Annotated in this window: 15 protein-coding genes; 9 read left to right on the top strand and 6 right to left on the bottom strand. The window is 65.6% G+C overall.

The features are described 5' to 3' along the window. Positions 1–44: 44 nt before the first annotated feature. Positions 45–1,061, top strand: coding sequence for an endonuclease/exonuclease/phosphatase family protein (locus JX25_RS09980; RefSeq protein ID WP_206611546.1), 1,017 nt, complete (start codon positions 45–47; stop codon positions 1,059–1,061). On the opposite strand, the gene JX25_RS09975 is transcribed toward JX25_RS09980, so the two are convergent. Further along, the gene (locus tag JX25_RS09975; RefSeq protein WP_128254842.1) at positions 1,058–2,080 is read right to left on the bottom strand and encodes an NAD(P)/FAD-dependent oxidoreductase; all 1,023 of its coding nucleotides are present in this window, start codon (positions 2,078–2,080) and stop codon (positions 1,058–1,060) included. The genes JX25_RS09980 and JX25_RS09975 overlap by 4 nt on opposite strands. A gap of 88 nt (positions 2,081–2,168) precedes the next feature. On the opposite strand from JX25_RS09975, the gene mnmC2 reads away from it, so the two are divergent. Continuing rightward, the gene (gene mnmC2, locus JX25_RS09970; RefSeq protein WP_241557900.1) at positions 2,169–2,840 is read left to right on the top strand and encodes a tRNA (5-methylaminomethyl-2-thiouridine)(34)-methyltransferase MnmC2; all 672 of its coding nucleotides are present in this window, start codon (positions 2,169–2,171) and stop codon (positions 2,838–2,840) included. Next, positions 2,837–3,730, top strand: coding sequence for a DMT family transporter (locus JX25_RS09965; RefSeq protein WP_128254840.1), 894 nt, complete (start codon positions 2,837–2,839; stop codon positions 3,728–3,730). The genes mnmC2 and JX25_RS09965 overlap by 4 nt, the downstream gene beginning before the upstream one ends. On the opposite strand, the gene JX25_RS09960 is transcribed toward JX25_RS09965, so the two are convergent. Beyond that, on the bottom strand, positions 3,708–5,618 hold the full coding sequence (locus JX25_RS09960; protein WP_128254839.1) for a lytic transglycosylase domain-containing protein: 1,911 nt from the start codon (positions 5,616–5,618) through the stop codon (positions 3,708–3,710). The genes JX25_RS09965 and JX25_RS09960 overlap by 23 nt on opposite strands. 129 nt (positions 5,619–5,747) lie before the next feature. Here JX25_RS09960 and dapA point away from each other — a divergent pair, with 129 nt between their 5' ends. Genes dapA through JX25_RS09940 form a run of 4 tightly spaced genes read left to right on the top strand, consistent with a single transcriptional unit; the run spans position 5,748 to position 9,148 of the window. Next, positions 5,748–6,623: a 4-hydroxy-tetrahydrodipicolinate synthase gene (dapA, locus tag JX25_RS09955; RefSeq protein WP_128254838.1), complete on the top strand. Its 876-nt coding sequence runs from the start codon at positions 5,748–5,750 to the stop codon at positions 6,621–6,623. Positions 6,624–6,660: 37 nt separating this feature from the next. Further along, entirely contained in the window at positions 6,661–7,128 is a 468-nt protein-coding gene (gene smpB / locus JX25_RS09950) for an SsrA-binding protein SmpB (RefSeq protein ID WP_128254837.1), read from the top strand. A 33-nt stretch (positions 7,129–7,161) separates the two neighbouring features. After that, complete coding sequence (sseA, locus tag JX25_RS09945) at positions 7,162–7,995, top strand: 3-mercaptopyruvate sulfurtransferase (RefSeq protein ID WP_128254836.1); 834 nt, start codon at positions 7,162–7,164, stop codon at positions 7,993–7,995. Further along, positions 7,988–9,148 (top strand): amino acid aminotransferase, encoded by a 1,161-nt coding sequence (locus tag JX25_RS09940; RefSeq protein ID WP_128254835.1) that lies wholly within the window; start codon positions 7,988–7,990, stop codon positions 9,146–9,148. Before sseA ends, JX25_RS09940 begins: the two co-directional genes overlap by 8 nt. A gap of 51 nt (positions 9,149–9,199) precedes the next feature. Here the strand turns inward: JX25_RS09940 and JX25_RS09935 are convergent, their stop codons facing one another. Further along, entirely contained in the window at positions 9,200–10,564 is a 1,365-nt protein-coding gene (locus JX25_RS09935; protein WP_128254834.1) for an ammonium transporter family protein, read from the bottom strand. A gap of 25 nt (positions 10,565–10,589) precedes the next feature. After that, positions 10,590–10,928, bottom strand: a complete 339-nt coding sequence (locus JX25_RS09930) for a P-II family nitrogen regulator (RefSeq protein ID WP_128254833.1) — start codon at positions 10,926–10,928, stop codon at positions 10,590–10,592. A gap of 311 nt (positions 10,929–11,239) precedes the next feature. On the opposite strand from JX25_RS09930, the gene JX25_RS15260 reads away from it, so the two are divergent. Together JX25_RS15260 and JX25_RS09925 are read left to right on the top strand one after the other, a co-directional pair. Further along, the gene (locus JX25_RS15260) at positions 11,240–11,368 is read left to right on the top strand and encodes a hypothetical protein (protein WP_277750078.1); all 129 of its coding nucleotides are present in this window, start codon (positions 11,240–11,242) and stop codon (positions 11,366–11,368) included. Further along, positions 11,359–13,401, top strand: coding sequence for a transglycosylase domain-containing protein (locus JX25_RS09925; RefSeq protein WP_241557899.1), 2,043 nt, complete (start codon positions 11,359–11,361; stop codon positions 13,399–13,401). The genes JX25_RS15260 and JX25_RS09925 overlap by 10 nt, the downstream gene beginning before the upstream one ends. Before the next feature lie 65 nt (positions 13,402–13,466). Here the strand turns inward: JX25_RS09925 and JX25_RS09920 are convergent, their stop codons facing one another. Both JX25_RS09920 and JX25_RS09915 read right to left on the bottom strand, forming a co-directional pair. Beyond that, positions 13,467–14,090, bottom strand: coding sequence for an MlaC/ttg2D family ABC transporter substrate-binding protein (locus JX25_RS09920; protein ID WP_128254831.1), 624 nt, complete (start codon positions 14,088–14,090; stop codon positions 13,467–13,469). Continuing rightward, positions 14,080–14,913, bottom strand: a complete 834-nt coding sequence (locus JX25_RS09915) for an MlaA family lipoprotein (protein WP_128254830.1) — start codon at positions 14,911–14,913, stop codon at positions 14,080–14,082. The genes JX25_RS09920 and JX25_RS09915 overlap by 11 nt, the downstream gene beginning before the upstream one ends. Positions 14,914–14,960 lie beyond the last annotated feature (47 nt).

The raw sequence follows: 14,960 nt of genomic DNA, 5'->3' as shown, positions 1-14,960 counted from the left end.
GGCGGTTTAACGGCACGTTAACCGTGATGTGATAGCCCGGCACCATGCGTGTCGGGCTTTTTCTTATCCTGCTGATCCTTCCCTTGGCGGCCCTGGCCGATCCGGTGCGCGTGGCCAGCTTCAACACCAGCCTGTCGCGCAAGGGGCCGGGGCTGATGCTGCGCGACATCCTGAAGGGCGATCCGCAGGCGCTGGCCGCGGCGGCCATGGTGGATGCCACCCGCGCCGATGTGATCGTGTTGCAGGATATCGATTACGATCTGGAAGGCATCGGCCTGTCTGCCTTCGCCGATCTGTTGGCGACGGACTATCCCCACCGCCTTGCGCGTCGGCCGAACAGCGGCATGGCAACGGGTCTGGATCTGGATGGTGACGGGCGGCTTGGCGGGGCAGGGGATGCGCAGGGTTTCGGCTTTTTCGCCGGCGACGGGGGAACTGCCGTCCTGTCGCGCCATCCGATCCTGACCGATCAGGTGCGCGATTTTTCGGATCTGCTTTGGGCCGATCAGCCGGATGCCCTTCTGTTCGATGGCATGACGGCGGAGGCGAAGCGTGTGCAGCGCTTGTCCTCCGTCGCCCATTGGGAGGTGCCGGTGCAGCTTCCTTCCGGCACCGTGCTGCGGCTGCTGACCTTCCACGCCACGCCGCCGGTCTTTGACGGGCCCGAAGATCGGAACGGCCGCCGCAACCATGACGAGCTTGTGTTCTGGGCAAACCTGATCGAGGGGCGGCTTCCCTTCGATCCGCCCGCGCCACCTTTCGTGGTGCTGGGCGATGCCAATGCCGACCCCGAGGATGGCGACGGGCTGGCCGATGGCATCCTGCGCCTGCTGCATCATCCCACGCTGACGGATCCGCGACCGCAAGGTTCCATCCGCGATGGCAACACGCGGGGTGATCCGGCCCTGCACACCGCCCAATATGACCGCACGGGCGGGTTGCGGCTGGATTACGTGCTGCCGATGGCGGGTCTTGCGGTCCTTGGCGCGGGCCTGACCGAGGCGGAGGAGGCGCGCGACGCTTCCTCGCACTGGCCGGTCTGGGTGGATCTGGATCTTTAACTGTCGCTGACGCGGAAGCCGCCTGGGATCGCGTCCCGCCCTTCCAGCACCAGATCGACCATCACCTGCGCCACCTTCGGCGCCATGCCAAAGCCGATCTTGAAGCCGCCATTGGCAATGAAATGTCCCGGCCTGTCTGGCCATGCCCCCAGCATCGGGGCACGCGATCTGGCGCGGGGGCGAAGGCCGGCCCACCGTTCCACTACCGGCGCATCGGCCAGCACCGGCAGCGCTGCAACCGCCTTTTCATGCAAGGCATCAAGCTGATGATCCGTTCCCAGATCCTGCACGTCACGTTCCGTCGTTGAACCGATGGCAACCGTTCCATCGGCATGGGGCACAATATGCAGCCCGTCCACGAAAAGCTGCGGCAGGGTCCGCGCCTCGTGCCGCAGCACCAGCGCCTGACCCTTGATGCTGGTGCCCACGTTGCGGCCAAGCGCAGCGGACAGATCATGCAGGCCCGCAGCGCCCGTGGCCCATATCGCAGGCGTGCTTTCTGCCTCATCGGTGATCCGGCCGCCCTTGGCGCGGATCGCCCCCGCCAGCGCGGCCAGCGCCATGCGCGGCTGGATGCGCCCGCTCAGCGTATCCTCCACCAGCAGGCCCGTGGGGGAGGGCGGTTCCCACCCACCTTGGGCGGGGCGAACGGTCCAGACAGCCTCGCCCTGCCACAGGGCCCTTGCGCCTTCGCACCGCTGGCGGGCCAGCGTTACCGCCGCGTCATCGGCCAAGGGTTGCAGCCGGCCGGTGCGGGCATAGCCGGAGGGAAGGCCCGAAGCCTCCTCGGCCCCTGCCCAGAAGGCGCCCGCCATCAGAAGGCTGGAGAGTTGAAAGGCTTTCTTTTCGTTCCAGTTTTCCGGCACATGCGGTGCCAAAGCCCCGACAACGCCCCCCGATGCCCCCGCGCCGACGCCATGCGGATCGGCAACGATCACACGCGCGCCGCGGCGGGTGGCTTCCCAGGCGATGGACAGGCCGAAGATGCCGGCCCCGTGGATGACAAGATCTGGTTGCATGGCGGCTTCATACGTCACGGGCAGGCGCGCGGCCAGAGGTTGCGCTTCCCTTCCGGCAGGCGCATGGAAGGCAGGACGGAGGCCACCCATGCAGGCAGAGCTTGACTGGCGGGACGGGACAATCCCGGTATCCACCCGCTTCGACGATCCCTATTTCTCGTTGACCGGCGGGCTGGCGGAAACGCGGCACGTGTTTCTGGACGGCAACGGCTTGCCCGCCCGCTTTCGCGACGGGTTCCATATCGCCGAACTCGGCTTTGGCACCGGCCTGAACCTGCTGGCGGCGCTGATGGCATGGCGGGCGGCGGGTGTGGCAGGGAAGCTGCGCTTCACCTCGTTCGAGGGATTTCCGATGCGCGCCGATGACATGGCCCGCGCCCATGCCGCCTTTCCCGAAGTGCAGCAGATCGCCGCGCCCATCCTAGCCCAGTGGGAGGCGGGCGCGCGCCGGATCGTTCTGGACGATCTGGAGGCCGAGGTGATCGTGGGCGATGTGCGCGAAACCCTTCGCCCTTGGGCGGGTGTGGCGGATGCGTGGTTTCTGGACGGCTTTTCCCCCGCAAAGAACCCCGAGATGTGGGCCGAAGACCTGCTGGACGAGGTGGGGCGGCACACCTGCGCGGGCGGCACCTTTGCCACTTATACTGCCGCAGGCCATGTACGCCGGTCGCTGGAAGCGGCAGGCTTCGCCGTCAGCCGCCAGCCCGGCTTCGGCACCAAACGACACATGAGTACCGGATACCGCAAGGAGCAGGAATGACCCGACCCGACACGCGCAAAGGCATCGCCTGCATGATCGCCGCCACGCTGGTTTTCTCTGTGCAGGATGCCTTGTCCAGGCACCTGGGCGAGACGAACAACGTCTTCGTGATCGTGATGATCCGCTACTGGTTCTTTGCCGCCTTCGTTGTCGCGCTGGCGTTGAAGGCGCCCGGCGGGCTGGGGCGGGCGCTGCGTCCGCGCTTTCCGGTGATCCAGGTGCTGCGCGGCGTGATGCTGGTGGCCGAGATATGCATCATGGTCGTGGCCTTCGTGAAGCTGGGGCTGGTGGCGACCCATGCCGTGTTCACCTGTTTTCCCTTGCTGGTGGCGGCACTGTCGGGGCCGGTTCTGGGCGAATATGTCGGCTGGCGGCGCTGGACGGCGGTTGCGGTGGGCCTTGTGGGGGTGCTGGTGATCCTGCAGCCGGGGGGCGGGGTGCTGTCGCTGTGGTCGGTGCTGCCCTTTGCGGCGGCGCTGCTGTTTGCGCTTTACGGCCTGCTGACCCGCTATGTCGCGGCCGAGGACGGCGCGGCGGTCAGCTTTTTCTGGGCCGGCACATCGGGGGCCGTGGCCATCACCATGCTTGGCCTGTGGTTCTGGGAACCGCTGAGCGAGGGCAGCTGGCCGTGGATGGCCGCGCTGTGCGTGACCGGCATCATCGGGCACTGGTGCATGATCCGCGCCTATGACTATGCCGAGGCGAGCGCGATCCAGCCGTTTTCGTTCCTGCAGCTTGTCTGGGCGTCGATCATTGGCGTGGCGTTTCTGGGCGAATCGCTTACGGCCAACGTCGTGATCGGCGCGGGCATCGTGGTGGCGGCGGGCTTGTTCACCTTGTGGCGGGCCGACAAGAAGGGCGAGGCGCCTACCCCCGTAGCTCGTCCGTGACGCGGACGGGGATGGGGGTCCCGGCCAGTTTCGCGCGATAGATGACCAGCGATTCCACCACGCGCTGCACATAGGTTCGCGTTTCGGCAAAGGGGATCGCTTCCACCCAGTCCACCACGTCCACCTGCGGATCACGCGGATCGCCCAGCCTTTCGATCCACTGGGCAGGGCGGCCCGGCCCCGCATTGTAACCCGAGGCGACCAGCGCCACCGACGGGCCGAAGATTTCGATCATCTGCGCAAGGTAGGTGGAACCGAGCGTGACGTTCCATGCCGGATCGGTGGTCAGGCGCGCGCGGTCATGGTCGGCCCCAAGGCCTGCGGCCAAGCGGCGCGCGGTTTCCGGCATAACCTGCATCAGCCCGCGTGCCCCTGCGGGGCTGATAACCGCCGGATCGAATTCGGATTCGCGGCGGGAAATGGCAAGGGCGAAGGCCCGGGTCACCGGCAGCCCCTCGGGCACCAGATCGGGCACGGGGTAATAGGCGGCAGGCAGGATGATCCCGCGATAGGCGGCCATTTTGGCCACGCCAAGGGCGATGTTCGGTTCCCCGGTTTCCAGCGCCATGTCGGCAAGCTGGGCAAGGCCGGTGGCATCCTGCGATTCGGCCAGATGCAGGATGAAGCGGCGGCCAAGCTGGAAATCCCCCGCCGCCAGAAGCAGCTGCGCCGCCTGAAAGACCGAGGATGTTGTGAAGGTCGCGCCGTGCCAGTCGGGGGCGTGATCCTGCGCCAGAAGTGCGGGATCTGTGGTCAGGCCCAGCCTCTCGGCAGCAAGCAGCCCGTAATAGGCCGAGGAGTGGTCGGCCGCTTTGCGGAACGTGTTCATCGCCGCATCGAAATTGCCCATCGCCTCTTGTGCGCGGCCCTGCCAGTAAAGCGCGCGTGACAGGCTGATGGCGGTGCCGACGCCGGTTTCCAGATGGCGGAAATGTTCCAGCGCCTCGGCGGGACGGTTCAGCTTGCGCAGGGCGATATGGCCGGCCAGAAATTCCAGATCGGCAAAGCTTCCGCCTTCTGTCAGGTGGTGCGAGGAGGCGAGGCGATAGGCCAGATCGGGATCGCTGTCCTGAAACTCGCGCACGAGATAGATGCGGCGGGGCGCCCATTTTTCCGGAAGGCCCAGCGTTTCGGCGCTGCCGCTGCGTTCAAGCATCAGTTCGGCGGCGGTTTCGTAAAAGCCACGCCGCATCCGCCATGCAAAGCGTTCGAAGGCAAGGCCGGGATCATCGGCAAGCTGTTCGGGCACCGCATGGATCAGGTCATCCACGCCCTGTTCATCGGCGCGCAGGGCGATCCGCGCCCGTGCCAGCGCCTGCCAGCCCATGGAAAGGCGCGGGATCATCCGCTCTGCCTCGGCCCGCGCGCCGTCCCATAAAAGGCGGTCGGTGCGCGGGATGTCCAGCCCCGCCAGCGGCACGGGATACATCTGCGAAAGTTCGGTCTGTTCCTCGGCGGAAAGGGACAGATCGCGCCATGCCCGCTCCGCCTCGGCCTGCGCTTCGGGGGCGCGGTTCGTTGCAAGATAGGCGCGGGACAGGGCTATTGCCCCTTTCGCCGTTTGCGGGGGCAGGGCGGCGAAGAAGGTGATGATGCGGCCCGCATCCCCCGAGGTGGCAATCGCGCCTTCGCCCTTTCTTTGCAGCAGCGGCAGGCCCGGCCAGTCGGGGCGGCGGGTCAGGAAATCCTCATACTCGGCGGCGGTGCCTTCGCCCGCCCGCAGGCGCTGCCATTCCACGATGTCGCGGGCCACGTCGCTGTTCACGACGCGGGCCGCTTCGGTCCAGTCATGTCGCGCGGCAAGGGCAAGGGCCGCGGCCAGCCCGTCCTCGGCGAAGGCGGGCAGGGGCAGCATCAGGCAGGCGGATAGAAGCAGGGCGCGTTTCATGACGGCATCCTGCCAAAGCGCAGGCGATGCCACAACTCAAGAAGCCGCCAGCTTGGCAAAGCGCTGCCACGCGCGTAAGACGCCAGATGACGGCGGACGAATCCGCATTTCGCACAGGAGAAGCGTGTCATGATCAAGGGGTCCATTCCTGCCCTCGTGACGCCGTTCAAGGACGGCGCCCTGGATCTGGATACGCTGAAGAAGCTCGTGGATTGGCAGATCGCCGAAGGATCCTCGGCGTTGGTGCCGGTGGGCACGACGGGCGAAAGCCCCACCCTGACCCATGATGAACACCGCACCGTGATCGCTGCGGTGGTGGAATACGCGGCCGGCCGCGTGCCCGTGATCGCCGGAGCCGGCTCCAACTCCACCGTGGAGGGGATTGGCCTGATCCGTTACGCGCAGGACGCGGGGGCGGATGCGGCGCTGGTCGTCACACCCTATTACAACAAGCCCACGCAGGCGGGCATGATCGCCCATTACCGCGCGCTGCATGACAGCTGCGACCTGCCGATCATCATCTACAACATCCCCGGCCGTTCTGTCGTGGATATGAGCCCCGAAACGATGGGAGAGCTGGCAAAGCTGCCCCGAATCATCGGTGTGAAGGATGCGACCGGCAAGCTGGAACGCGTCAGCCAGCAACGCATCACCTGCGGGCCGGATTTCGTGCAGCTTTCGGGCGAAGATGCGACCGCGCTTGGCTTCAACGCACATGGCGGCGTTGGCTGCATCAGCGTGACCGCGAACGTCGCCCCGCGCCTTTGCGCCGAATTCCAGGCGGCGACGCTTGCCGGCGATTATGCCAAGGCGCTGGCCTATCAGGATCGCCTGATGCCCCTGCACGAGGCGATCTTCCTTGAACCCGGCCTTGCGGGGGCGAAATACGCCCTGTCGTGTTTGGACCGGTGCGAGGACGAGGTGCGCCTGCCGCTGGTTGGCGTTTCGGACGGCGTGAAGGCGCGGATCGATGCCGCCATGCGCCATGCCGGCATTTTGAACTGATCTGGACGAAAGGCCCCGTGGCCCCTATCTCTGCCCGATGAAAAAATCCGATCCAAACAGCAAGCTGATCGCCGAGAACCGCCGTGCGCGGTTCGATTACGCCATCGAGGATGATCTTGAGGCAGGGATCATGCTGCTTGGATCCGAGGTGAAGTCCCTGCGTCAGGGCGGCTCGAACATCGCCGAAAGCTATGCCAGCGTCGAGGACGGGGAGCTTTGGCTGATCAACGGATATGTCGCGCCCTATCTTCAGGCCAAGACCTGGGGCCACGAGGAGCGGCGGAAGCGCAAGCTGCTGGTCAGTCGCAAGGAACTGGCCCGGTTGTGGAACGCAACGAAGCGCGAAGGCATGACGCTGGTGCCGCTGCGGATGTATTTCAACGATCGTGGCGTGGTGAAGATCCGCATCGGCATCGCCAAGGGCAAGAAGGTGGCCGACAAGCGGGAAACCGCGGCCAAGCGGGACTGGAACCGCCAGAAGCAGCGGCTCTTGAAGCAGGGCTGACGGGCGCGTAACCAAGGGGGCGGAGGTGCCCCCATGACCGACGATCCCCTTACCCTTGTTTCCACCGACTGGCTGGCCGCGCATCTGGATGATGTCGTTGTGCTGGACGGATCGTGGCACATGCCCGCCGAAGGGCGCGATCCCGCCGCCGAATATGGGGCTGGCCACATCCCCGGCGCACGGTTCTTCGATATTGATGCCATCAGCGCCGACAGCCACTTGCCGCACATGGCCCCGTCTGCCGAGATGTTCGGGGCCGCGATCGGTGCCATGGGCATCGGCGGGGCGACACAGGTCGTGGTCTACGACGCCTCGGGCGTGCGGTCTGCGGCGCGGGTTTGGTGGCTGTTCCGCCTGATGGGCCATGACGCGGTGGCCGTGCTGGATGGCGGACTGCCGAAATGGCAGGCCGAAGGGCGTCCGCTGACAACCGAAGTGCCGCAGCCGCTGGCCGAGGCCGTAACCCCCATCCCGCAGCCCGCGCGCATTCGCACGGCCGAGCAGGTGGCCGAGGGGCGGGCGCAGGTCGTCGATGCCCGCGCTGCCGCCCGCTTCCGCGGCGAGGCGCCCGAACCGCGCCCCGGTCTGCGCACCGGTCATATTCCCGGATCGCGCAATCTGCCCTTTGGCCAGCTTCTGAACCCTGACGGCACGATGAAGCCGGTGGAGGACCTGCGGCAAGCCTTTGTGGCCGCCGGAATCGATCTGGAGCGGCCTGTGATCACCTCTTGCGGGTCGGGCATCACGGCGGCGGTGCTGAGCCTTGCGCTGGAACGGCTGGGCCATCGCGATCACGCGCTTTACGATGGTTCATGGACCGAATGGGGCGGCCGCGCCGACCTGCCGGTGGAGACGGGCGATGTTTGAAAACCTGAAACCGCAGCCTGCGGACAAGATCCTGCACCTGATGCAGGCCTTCCGGGACGATCCGCGCCCCGTGAAGGTTGATCTGGGCGTAGGCGTTTACAAGGATGCCAAAGGCCGCACCCCCGTCATGCGCGCCGTGCGCAGCGCCGAGCGGCTGGTTTGGGAACGTCAGGAAACGAAGGTCTATACCGCCATGGCGGGTGACGGCGCGTTCCTGTCGGGCATGCGGCGCCTGATCCTTGGTGCGGAAACGGGGGCGGCCATTGCCACCGTGGGCGGAACCGGTGCGCTGCGGCAGGCGCTGGAGCTGATCCGCGCAGCCTCGCCGCATGTCACGATCTGGCTGTCGGACCCGACATGGCCGAACCATCCCGCGATCATAGACCATATGGGGCTGCGGCGCGCCCGATATCGCTATTTCGATGCGGCGACGGGCGGGCTGGACGTGCCGGGGATGCTGGAGGATCTGGCGCGGGTGAAGGCGGGTGATGTCGTGCTGCTGCATGGCTGCTGCCACAACCCCACCGGCGCGAACCTGTCGCTGGCCCAGTGGGCCGAGGTGGCGGCGGTGCTGGAACGGGCAGGCGCGCCGGCGCTGGTGGATCTGGCCTATCAGGGGTTTGGCGACGGGCTGGAGGAGGATGCGCTGCCCACGCGCCTTCTGGCGCAGCGGCTGCCGGAGGTGCTGGTTGCGGCCTCCTGCTCCAAGAATTTCGGGATCTATCGCGAGCGGGCGGGGGTACTGCTGGCGGTGGGTGGGGATCGCGCGCTGGTGCAGGACAATCTTGCGGCGGTGAACCGGCTGACCGTTTCGTTCCCGCCCGATCACGGGGCGCGCGTGGTTTCGACCATCTTGGACGATCCCGCGCTTGCCGCCGACTGGCGGGCCGAACTGGAGGAGATCCGCACCGGCATGATCGCGCTTCGCGGGGGGCTGGCCGTGGCCCTGCGGGACGCCTGCCAGACTGACCGCTTCGGCTTTGTGGCCGAACATCGGGGAATGTTCTCTCGCCTTGGGCTGACAGTGGCGCAGGCGCAGGCGCTGCGGGACCGGCACGGCGTTTACATGCTGGATGACAGCCGGATCAACGTGGCCGGGCTGAGCCGCGACAGCATTCCCGTTGTTGCCAAGGCGATCGCCGCTGTTCTTTGACAAACAGCCCCGCCGGTGGCGGGGCTTTCAAGGCACTTTCCTTTGGGGAGATCAGAGCTTCGTGAACTCCGGATAGGCTTCCAGACCCAGTTCGGCCTTATCGAAGCCCAGCGTTTCTTCTTCCGCTGTTGCCCGCAGGCCGGTGGTGGCGCGCAGGATCAGCCACACGATGGCCGACACGACGAAGACGAAGATGCCCACGATCACGATGCCCATCAGCTGCGCCCCAAGCGTCGCATCAGGGTTGGAGAACACGACAGCCAGCGTGCCCCAGATGCCGCAGACAAGGTGCACGGGGATCGCACCTACCACGTCGTCGATCTTGACGCGATCCAGCAGCGGAACGGTCAGCACGACCAGGATGCCGCCGACGGCGCCGATCAGGATCGCCCCGCCAAGCGTGGGGTACAGCGGTTCCGCTGTGATGGAGACGAGGCCGGCCAGCGCCCCGTTCAGCACCATCGTCAGGTCGACCTTCTTGTACATGATCTGCGTCATGGCAAGCGCGGCCAATGCACCACCCGCGGCGGCGGCGTTCGTGTTGGCGAAGGCGCGGCTGACATCGGCGACGTCGCTGATCGTGCCCATCGCAAGCTGCGAAGCGCCGTTGAACCCGAACCAGCCCAGCCACAGGATGAAGGTGCCCAGTGTCGCCAGCGTCAGGTTGGAGCCGGGGAAGGCCACCACGCGGCCCTGCGCGTATTTGCCAAGGCGCGGCCCAAGGATGATGGCACCCGCCAGCGCAGCCCAGCCACCGACCGAGTGAACCACGGTGGATCCTGCGAAATCCATGAAGCCGGCCGCGTCAAGGAACCCGCCGCCCCATTTCCACGAGGCCTGGATCGGGTAGATCAGCGCCGTCAGGATGGCGGTGAAGATCAGGAAGGGCCAAAGGCGGATGCGTTCGGCCAGTGCGCCCGACACGATGGAGGCCGTGGTGGCGCAGAACATCACCTGGAAGAAGAAGTCCGAACCCGTGGAGGCATAGGAATAGTCGTCGACCGCATCGGACGTCACGCCCACCGCTTCAAGGATGGCCACCCCGAAGGCGCCAAGATAGCCGCCGGTCTCGTCGGAGCCGATGCTCCAGTTGCCCAGCGGGTACATCAGGTTGTAGCCGACAAGGTAATACATCGTGCAGGCCAGCGAAAACAGCGAGATGTTCTTCAGGCACTGCATCGCGACGTTCTTGGACCGCACAAGGCCCGCTTCCAGCATGGCAAAGCCGGCCGCCATCCAGAAGACAAGAAAGCCCCCGATCAGGAAAAGAAGCGTGTTGAAGATGAACGCCACGTCGGTCGGAACGGCAACCGCTGCTGCGGCCTCCGGCGCGGCAGGTGCGTCTTGCGCCAGCGCGGGCAGCGCGGCCGTGGCCAGAAGCGCGGCAAGGCCGATAGTTGTCTTGAAGTCTTTCATTTGAACCGGTCCCCTTGTCGCGCGATCAAAGCGCATCGTCATTCAATTCGCCGGTCCGCACGCGGACGGCGTGATCCACGTCCAGCACGAAGATCTTGCCATCGCCGATCTTGTCAGTGCGGGCGGTGATGCGGATCGTTTCCACCACCTGTTCGGCCAGCGCGTCGGTCACGACGATTTCCAGACGGACCTTGGGAACGAAGTTCACCGCATATTCGGCACCGCGATAGATTTCCGTATGTCCCGACTGCGAGCCGAAGCCCTTGATTTCCGTGACCATCATCCCGCGAACGCCGATGGCGGTCAGGGCTTCGCGGACCTCCTCCAGCTTGAACGGTTTGATGGCTGCAATGATCAGTTTCACCCGTGCATCCCCTTGTTATTATGGCCCGGCCGGACCCCTGAGGACGAGAAGGCGGTTTTTTCAGGCACCGGACAATGTTCCGCCGAACGATAAGGCAGCCGGTGCAGCGCATGGCCTTTCATTTGTCCAAACGGGTGGGTGCTTGCCTAAAATGCAGGCGGCGATGGAACGCCGCCTGCAAGAAGTTGGCCTAAACATCCTTGAGGTTTGCCGCTATGGTGCGCCCACAAAACAAGACTTCGGGCGCAGACAAGGGCAGACAGGCATGAGTGGACCGACAAGGCGCACGCCCCTCGTGGCGGAGCGGCGCTATGGGCAGAAAAGCGGTGGGCGCGGCGCGTCCGGCGCTGGAAACGGCGGCAATGGTGGCGGGCCGCGCAAGCCCGCACCGCGTCGCAAACCGCCAAAGCGGCCGCGGCGCAATCCGGTCATGGCCCTGATCATCGGCCTTCTGACGCTGATCCGCCGCGTGGTCTGGGGCGTGGCATGGCGCGGCGCGTTCGTGCTGGCTGTTCTTTTGGGCGGGGCGACGCTGTATTTCGCCTCCACGCTGCCACAGGTGAACGATCTGCTGGATGCGCGGGTGCGCGGATCCGTGACGATGCTGGACAGGGAAGGGGCCACCTTTGCGTGGCGCGGCGAAACCTATGGCGGCACCCTGCGATCCGAGGATGCGTCGGAAAACCTGCGCAATGCCGTCGTCGCGACCGAGGATCGGCGCTTTTATCGCCACTTCGGCGTCAGCCCGCGCGGCATTGCGTCGGCGGTGGCGATCAACCTGCGCGCGGGGCGCGGTCCGTTCGATGGCAATGGCGGGTCCACCATCACGCAGCAGGTGGCCAAGCTTCTGTGCCTAGGCGTGGAATACGACGCCTCTCGCTGGGCGACCGAAGCGGAATACGAGGCCGACTGCCGCACCACCACCCTGTGGCGCAAGATCAAGGAAGTGCCCTACGCACTGGCGATGGAGGCCAAGTATTCCAAGGCCGACATCCTGACCATCTATTTCAATCGCGTCTATCTTGGCGCGGGTGCCCGCGGGTTCGAGGCTGCTGCCGAACGGTATTTCGGCAAGTCGGCGCGCAATGTCGATCCGGCCGAGGCGGCGATGCTTGCGGGCCTTCTGCGGGCGCCGTCCTATTACGCGCCGACGAACAACCTTCAGCGTGCCATCGACCGCGCGAATGTGATTGTCGGTCTGATGGAGGAGCAGGGCTATCTTACCGCCGAGCAGGCGCAGTATGCGAGGTCGCATCCGGCGCAGCTTTCGGGCGCGGCCAATGACCGTTCGGGCGGGTTCTTTGCCGACTGGCTGATGGAGTCGGGCCCCGATTTCCTGACGCGCGACACGACCGAGGATGTGATCATCAACACCACCATGGACCAGCGCATCCAGCGCGCGGCTCAGGATGCGGTGACGCAGATTTTCAAGGAAAAGGTCAGCGAAGGGTCCAAGGCGCAAACGGCGGTCATCGTGATGTCGGCCGATGGCGCGGTGCGCGCGATGGTCGGCGGGCGCACTGTGGCCCCCGCGGGATCATTCAACCGTGCGGTTCAGGCGCGGCGGCAGACGGGTTCGGCCTTCAAGCCCTTCGTTTATGCCGCTGCGATGGATGCCGGATTTAGCCCGGCCGATTTCGTGGAGGACAAACCCTTCACGCTGAACATTCCCGGATCGGGACCATGGACGCCCTCGAACTATGACCACACCTTCAGCGGTGTGGTGACGCTGACGCATGCGCTGGCCCATTCGCTGAACATTCCTGCGGTGCGCGTGTCCGAGGCGGTCGGCCGCGAAAAGGTGATTGATGTTGCGCAGAAGTTCGGCATCCATTCCAACCTCGTGAACAGCCCCTCGCTGGCGCTGGGGGTGTCCGAAGCGACCCTGCTGGAAATGACGGGCGCTTATGCCGGCATCCTGAACGGCGGCATGTCGGTCGAACCCTATGGCCTGACCAGCCTGCGCCTGCGGGGCGACGACGCGCCGCTGATGGGGCAGGAAGGCGGCATGGGCGAACGTGTCATCTCGGACGAGGCCGCGCAGCTGCTGACCTACATGATGACGCAGGTGATCGAGAACGGGACCGGTCGCCGGGCCCGTCTGCCCGACGGGCGCGAGGCGGCAGGCAAGACCGGTACCACGCAGGCCGCGCGGGATGCGTGGTTCGTGGGTTTCACCGCCGATTACGTGGTTGGCGTCTGGATGGGATATGACGACAACACGCCGCTGAAAGGCACCACGGGCGGGGGGCTTCCTGCCGACATCTGGCGCGAGGTGATGACGCGGGTGGAGCAGGGTACCCCGAAGGAGCCGCTGCGCAAGATCGTGCCCGAACCCCGTACCCCGCCGGCAGCCCCTACAAACGCGCCCGTGGCCGAAGCGCAGCCCCAGCCGCAGCCGCAACGGCAGCGGCAGGAGCCGAACGTTGCCGAACGGATCATAAACGATGTCATGCGCGCCTTCGGCGGATAAGACAGGCATGAAAAAAAAGGCGCCCCGCGGGGCGCCTTTTCCTTTGCACGAACGCGGCAGGGCGATCAGGCGCTGCGAAGCGCCTGCGTCAGCCGGTCGATGCTGCCGCCCTGCTGATCGAGGATGGCCTGCACCTCGGTCCGCTCGGATGCGAGCATGTTCACGCCCTGGATGATGATGTTGAAGAACTTCGGGCTGCCGCTGTTGGTGGACACGTGCCAGCGCACATCGGCGGGCGAGTTGCCGCGCGTATAGGCGGTCGAGACAACCTCGTAATAACTTTTGATCGGGCGGACGCCCGTCACCTCGATCTGGCCACCCACGAATTCGCGGAACCGGCGACCATACTTGCGCGAGACATAGCCCTGATAGGCCTGCGTATAGGCTTGCAGCTGCGCGGCCGTGGCCTGCCGTGCGGCAACGCCAAGCGTCGAACGCGCAATGGTCGCCACATCGGCATAGGTGGCGAAGACCCGTTCGAAATCAGCATACATCTGCTGTTGCGACTGGCCCGAGGCGATGATGCGGTTCACATCGGCCACGGCCTGTTCAACAGCGCGGCGGGCAGCATCGGCGCCGCCCTGTGCAAGCGACATCGAGGGCATCGCCACGAAGCAGGCACCCGCAGCCAGACCGGCGGTAACCGCGCGGCGGCTCAGGGCGGGGGCGAAAGTCAGATCATTGCGCATTGGCATCCTCGTAGGGATCGATGAAATCAGCGGGTGCCGGGGCGGCTGCCCCGTCACCGGACGCGTCGGCGTATGGGTCGATAAACCCGTCGTCGCCGCCCGAAGTTCCCGAAACCCCCGCATTCTGTTCCAGCGTGTAGCGCCGGTTCTGGAGATAGGCGAGGCGGGCCTGCGAGTAGCTGTCCGCGCTGTCATATAGGATGTCATCGAACGCACCGGAATAGGTGTAGCGCTTATCCAGTACCTCGCCGCCCTTGGCGACGGTGGTATAGCCGGTTTCCGGACTGTCGAGCAGGAAGTGCAGCGGGTTGGCGATCTGGTCCACGATCTTGCCCCAGGTGTCACGTTCGGTCGACGGGCCGAAGAACAGGTTTTCAACGTAAACGCCTTCTCCCACGCCCCATGTGTAAAGCGTTTCGCCGAAATCCGTTTTCCTGGCGGGCATGCCGATGTGGCTTGCCGGATCGAAGATGCCCAGGATCCCGATGGTGGAGTTGACGAGGAAGCGGCCCGTGTTCTGAAGTGCGTTGCCCGGGCGGCCCTGAAGCACGCCATTGACCACGTCGCTTGGCAGTTCAAGGTTTTCGGCGAAGTTGGACACGCCGGTGCGGATGGGGCCGGGCACATGGCCATAGGTGTGCGAAACCGGGCGCAACACGTGGCGGTCGACGCCCTTGTTGAAGTTGTGGCGCTGGCGGTTCACCTCTTCCTGCGGATCGGCGGTGCCGGTTGCGTGCGGCGCGGGCCCGCAGGCGGCAAGCAGCGCAAGTCCCGAGATGGCGGCCATCATCGGCAGCCGAAGCAATGCTTTCTTAATGGCCATGTCCTACCAATCCCTCATGAAGTCGTGACAGAATGTCACCGCCATAT

The sequence above is a fragment of the Falsirhodobacter deserti genome (genome assembly GCF_004015795.1).
GTDB classification, from domain to species: domain Bacteria; phylum Pseudomonadota; class Alphaproteobacteria; order Rhodobacterales; family Rhodobacteraceae; genus Falsirhodobacter; species Falsirhodobacter deserti.
This window is presented reverse-complemented; position numbering and strand designations above follow the sequence as displayed.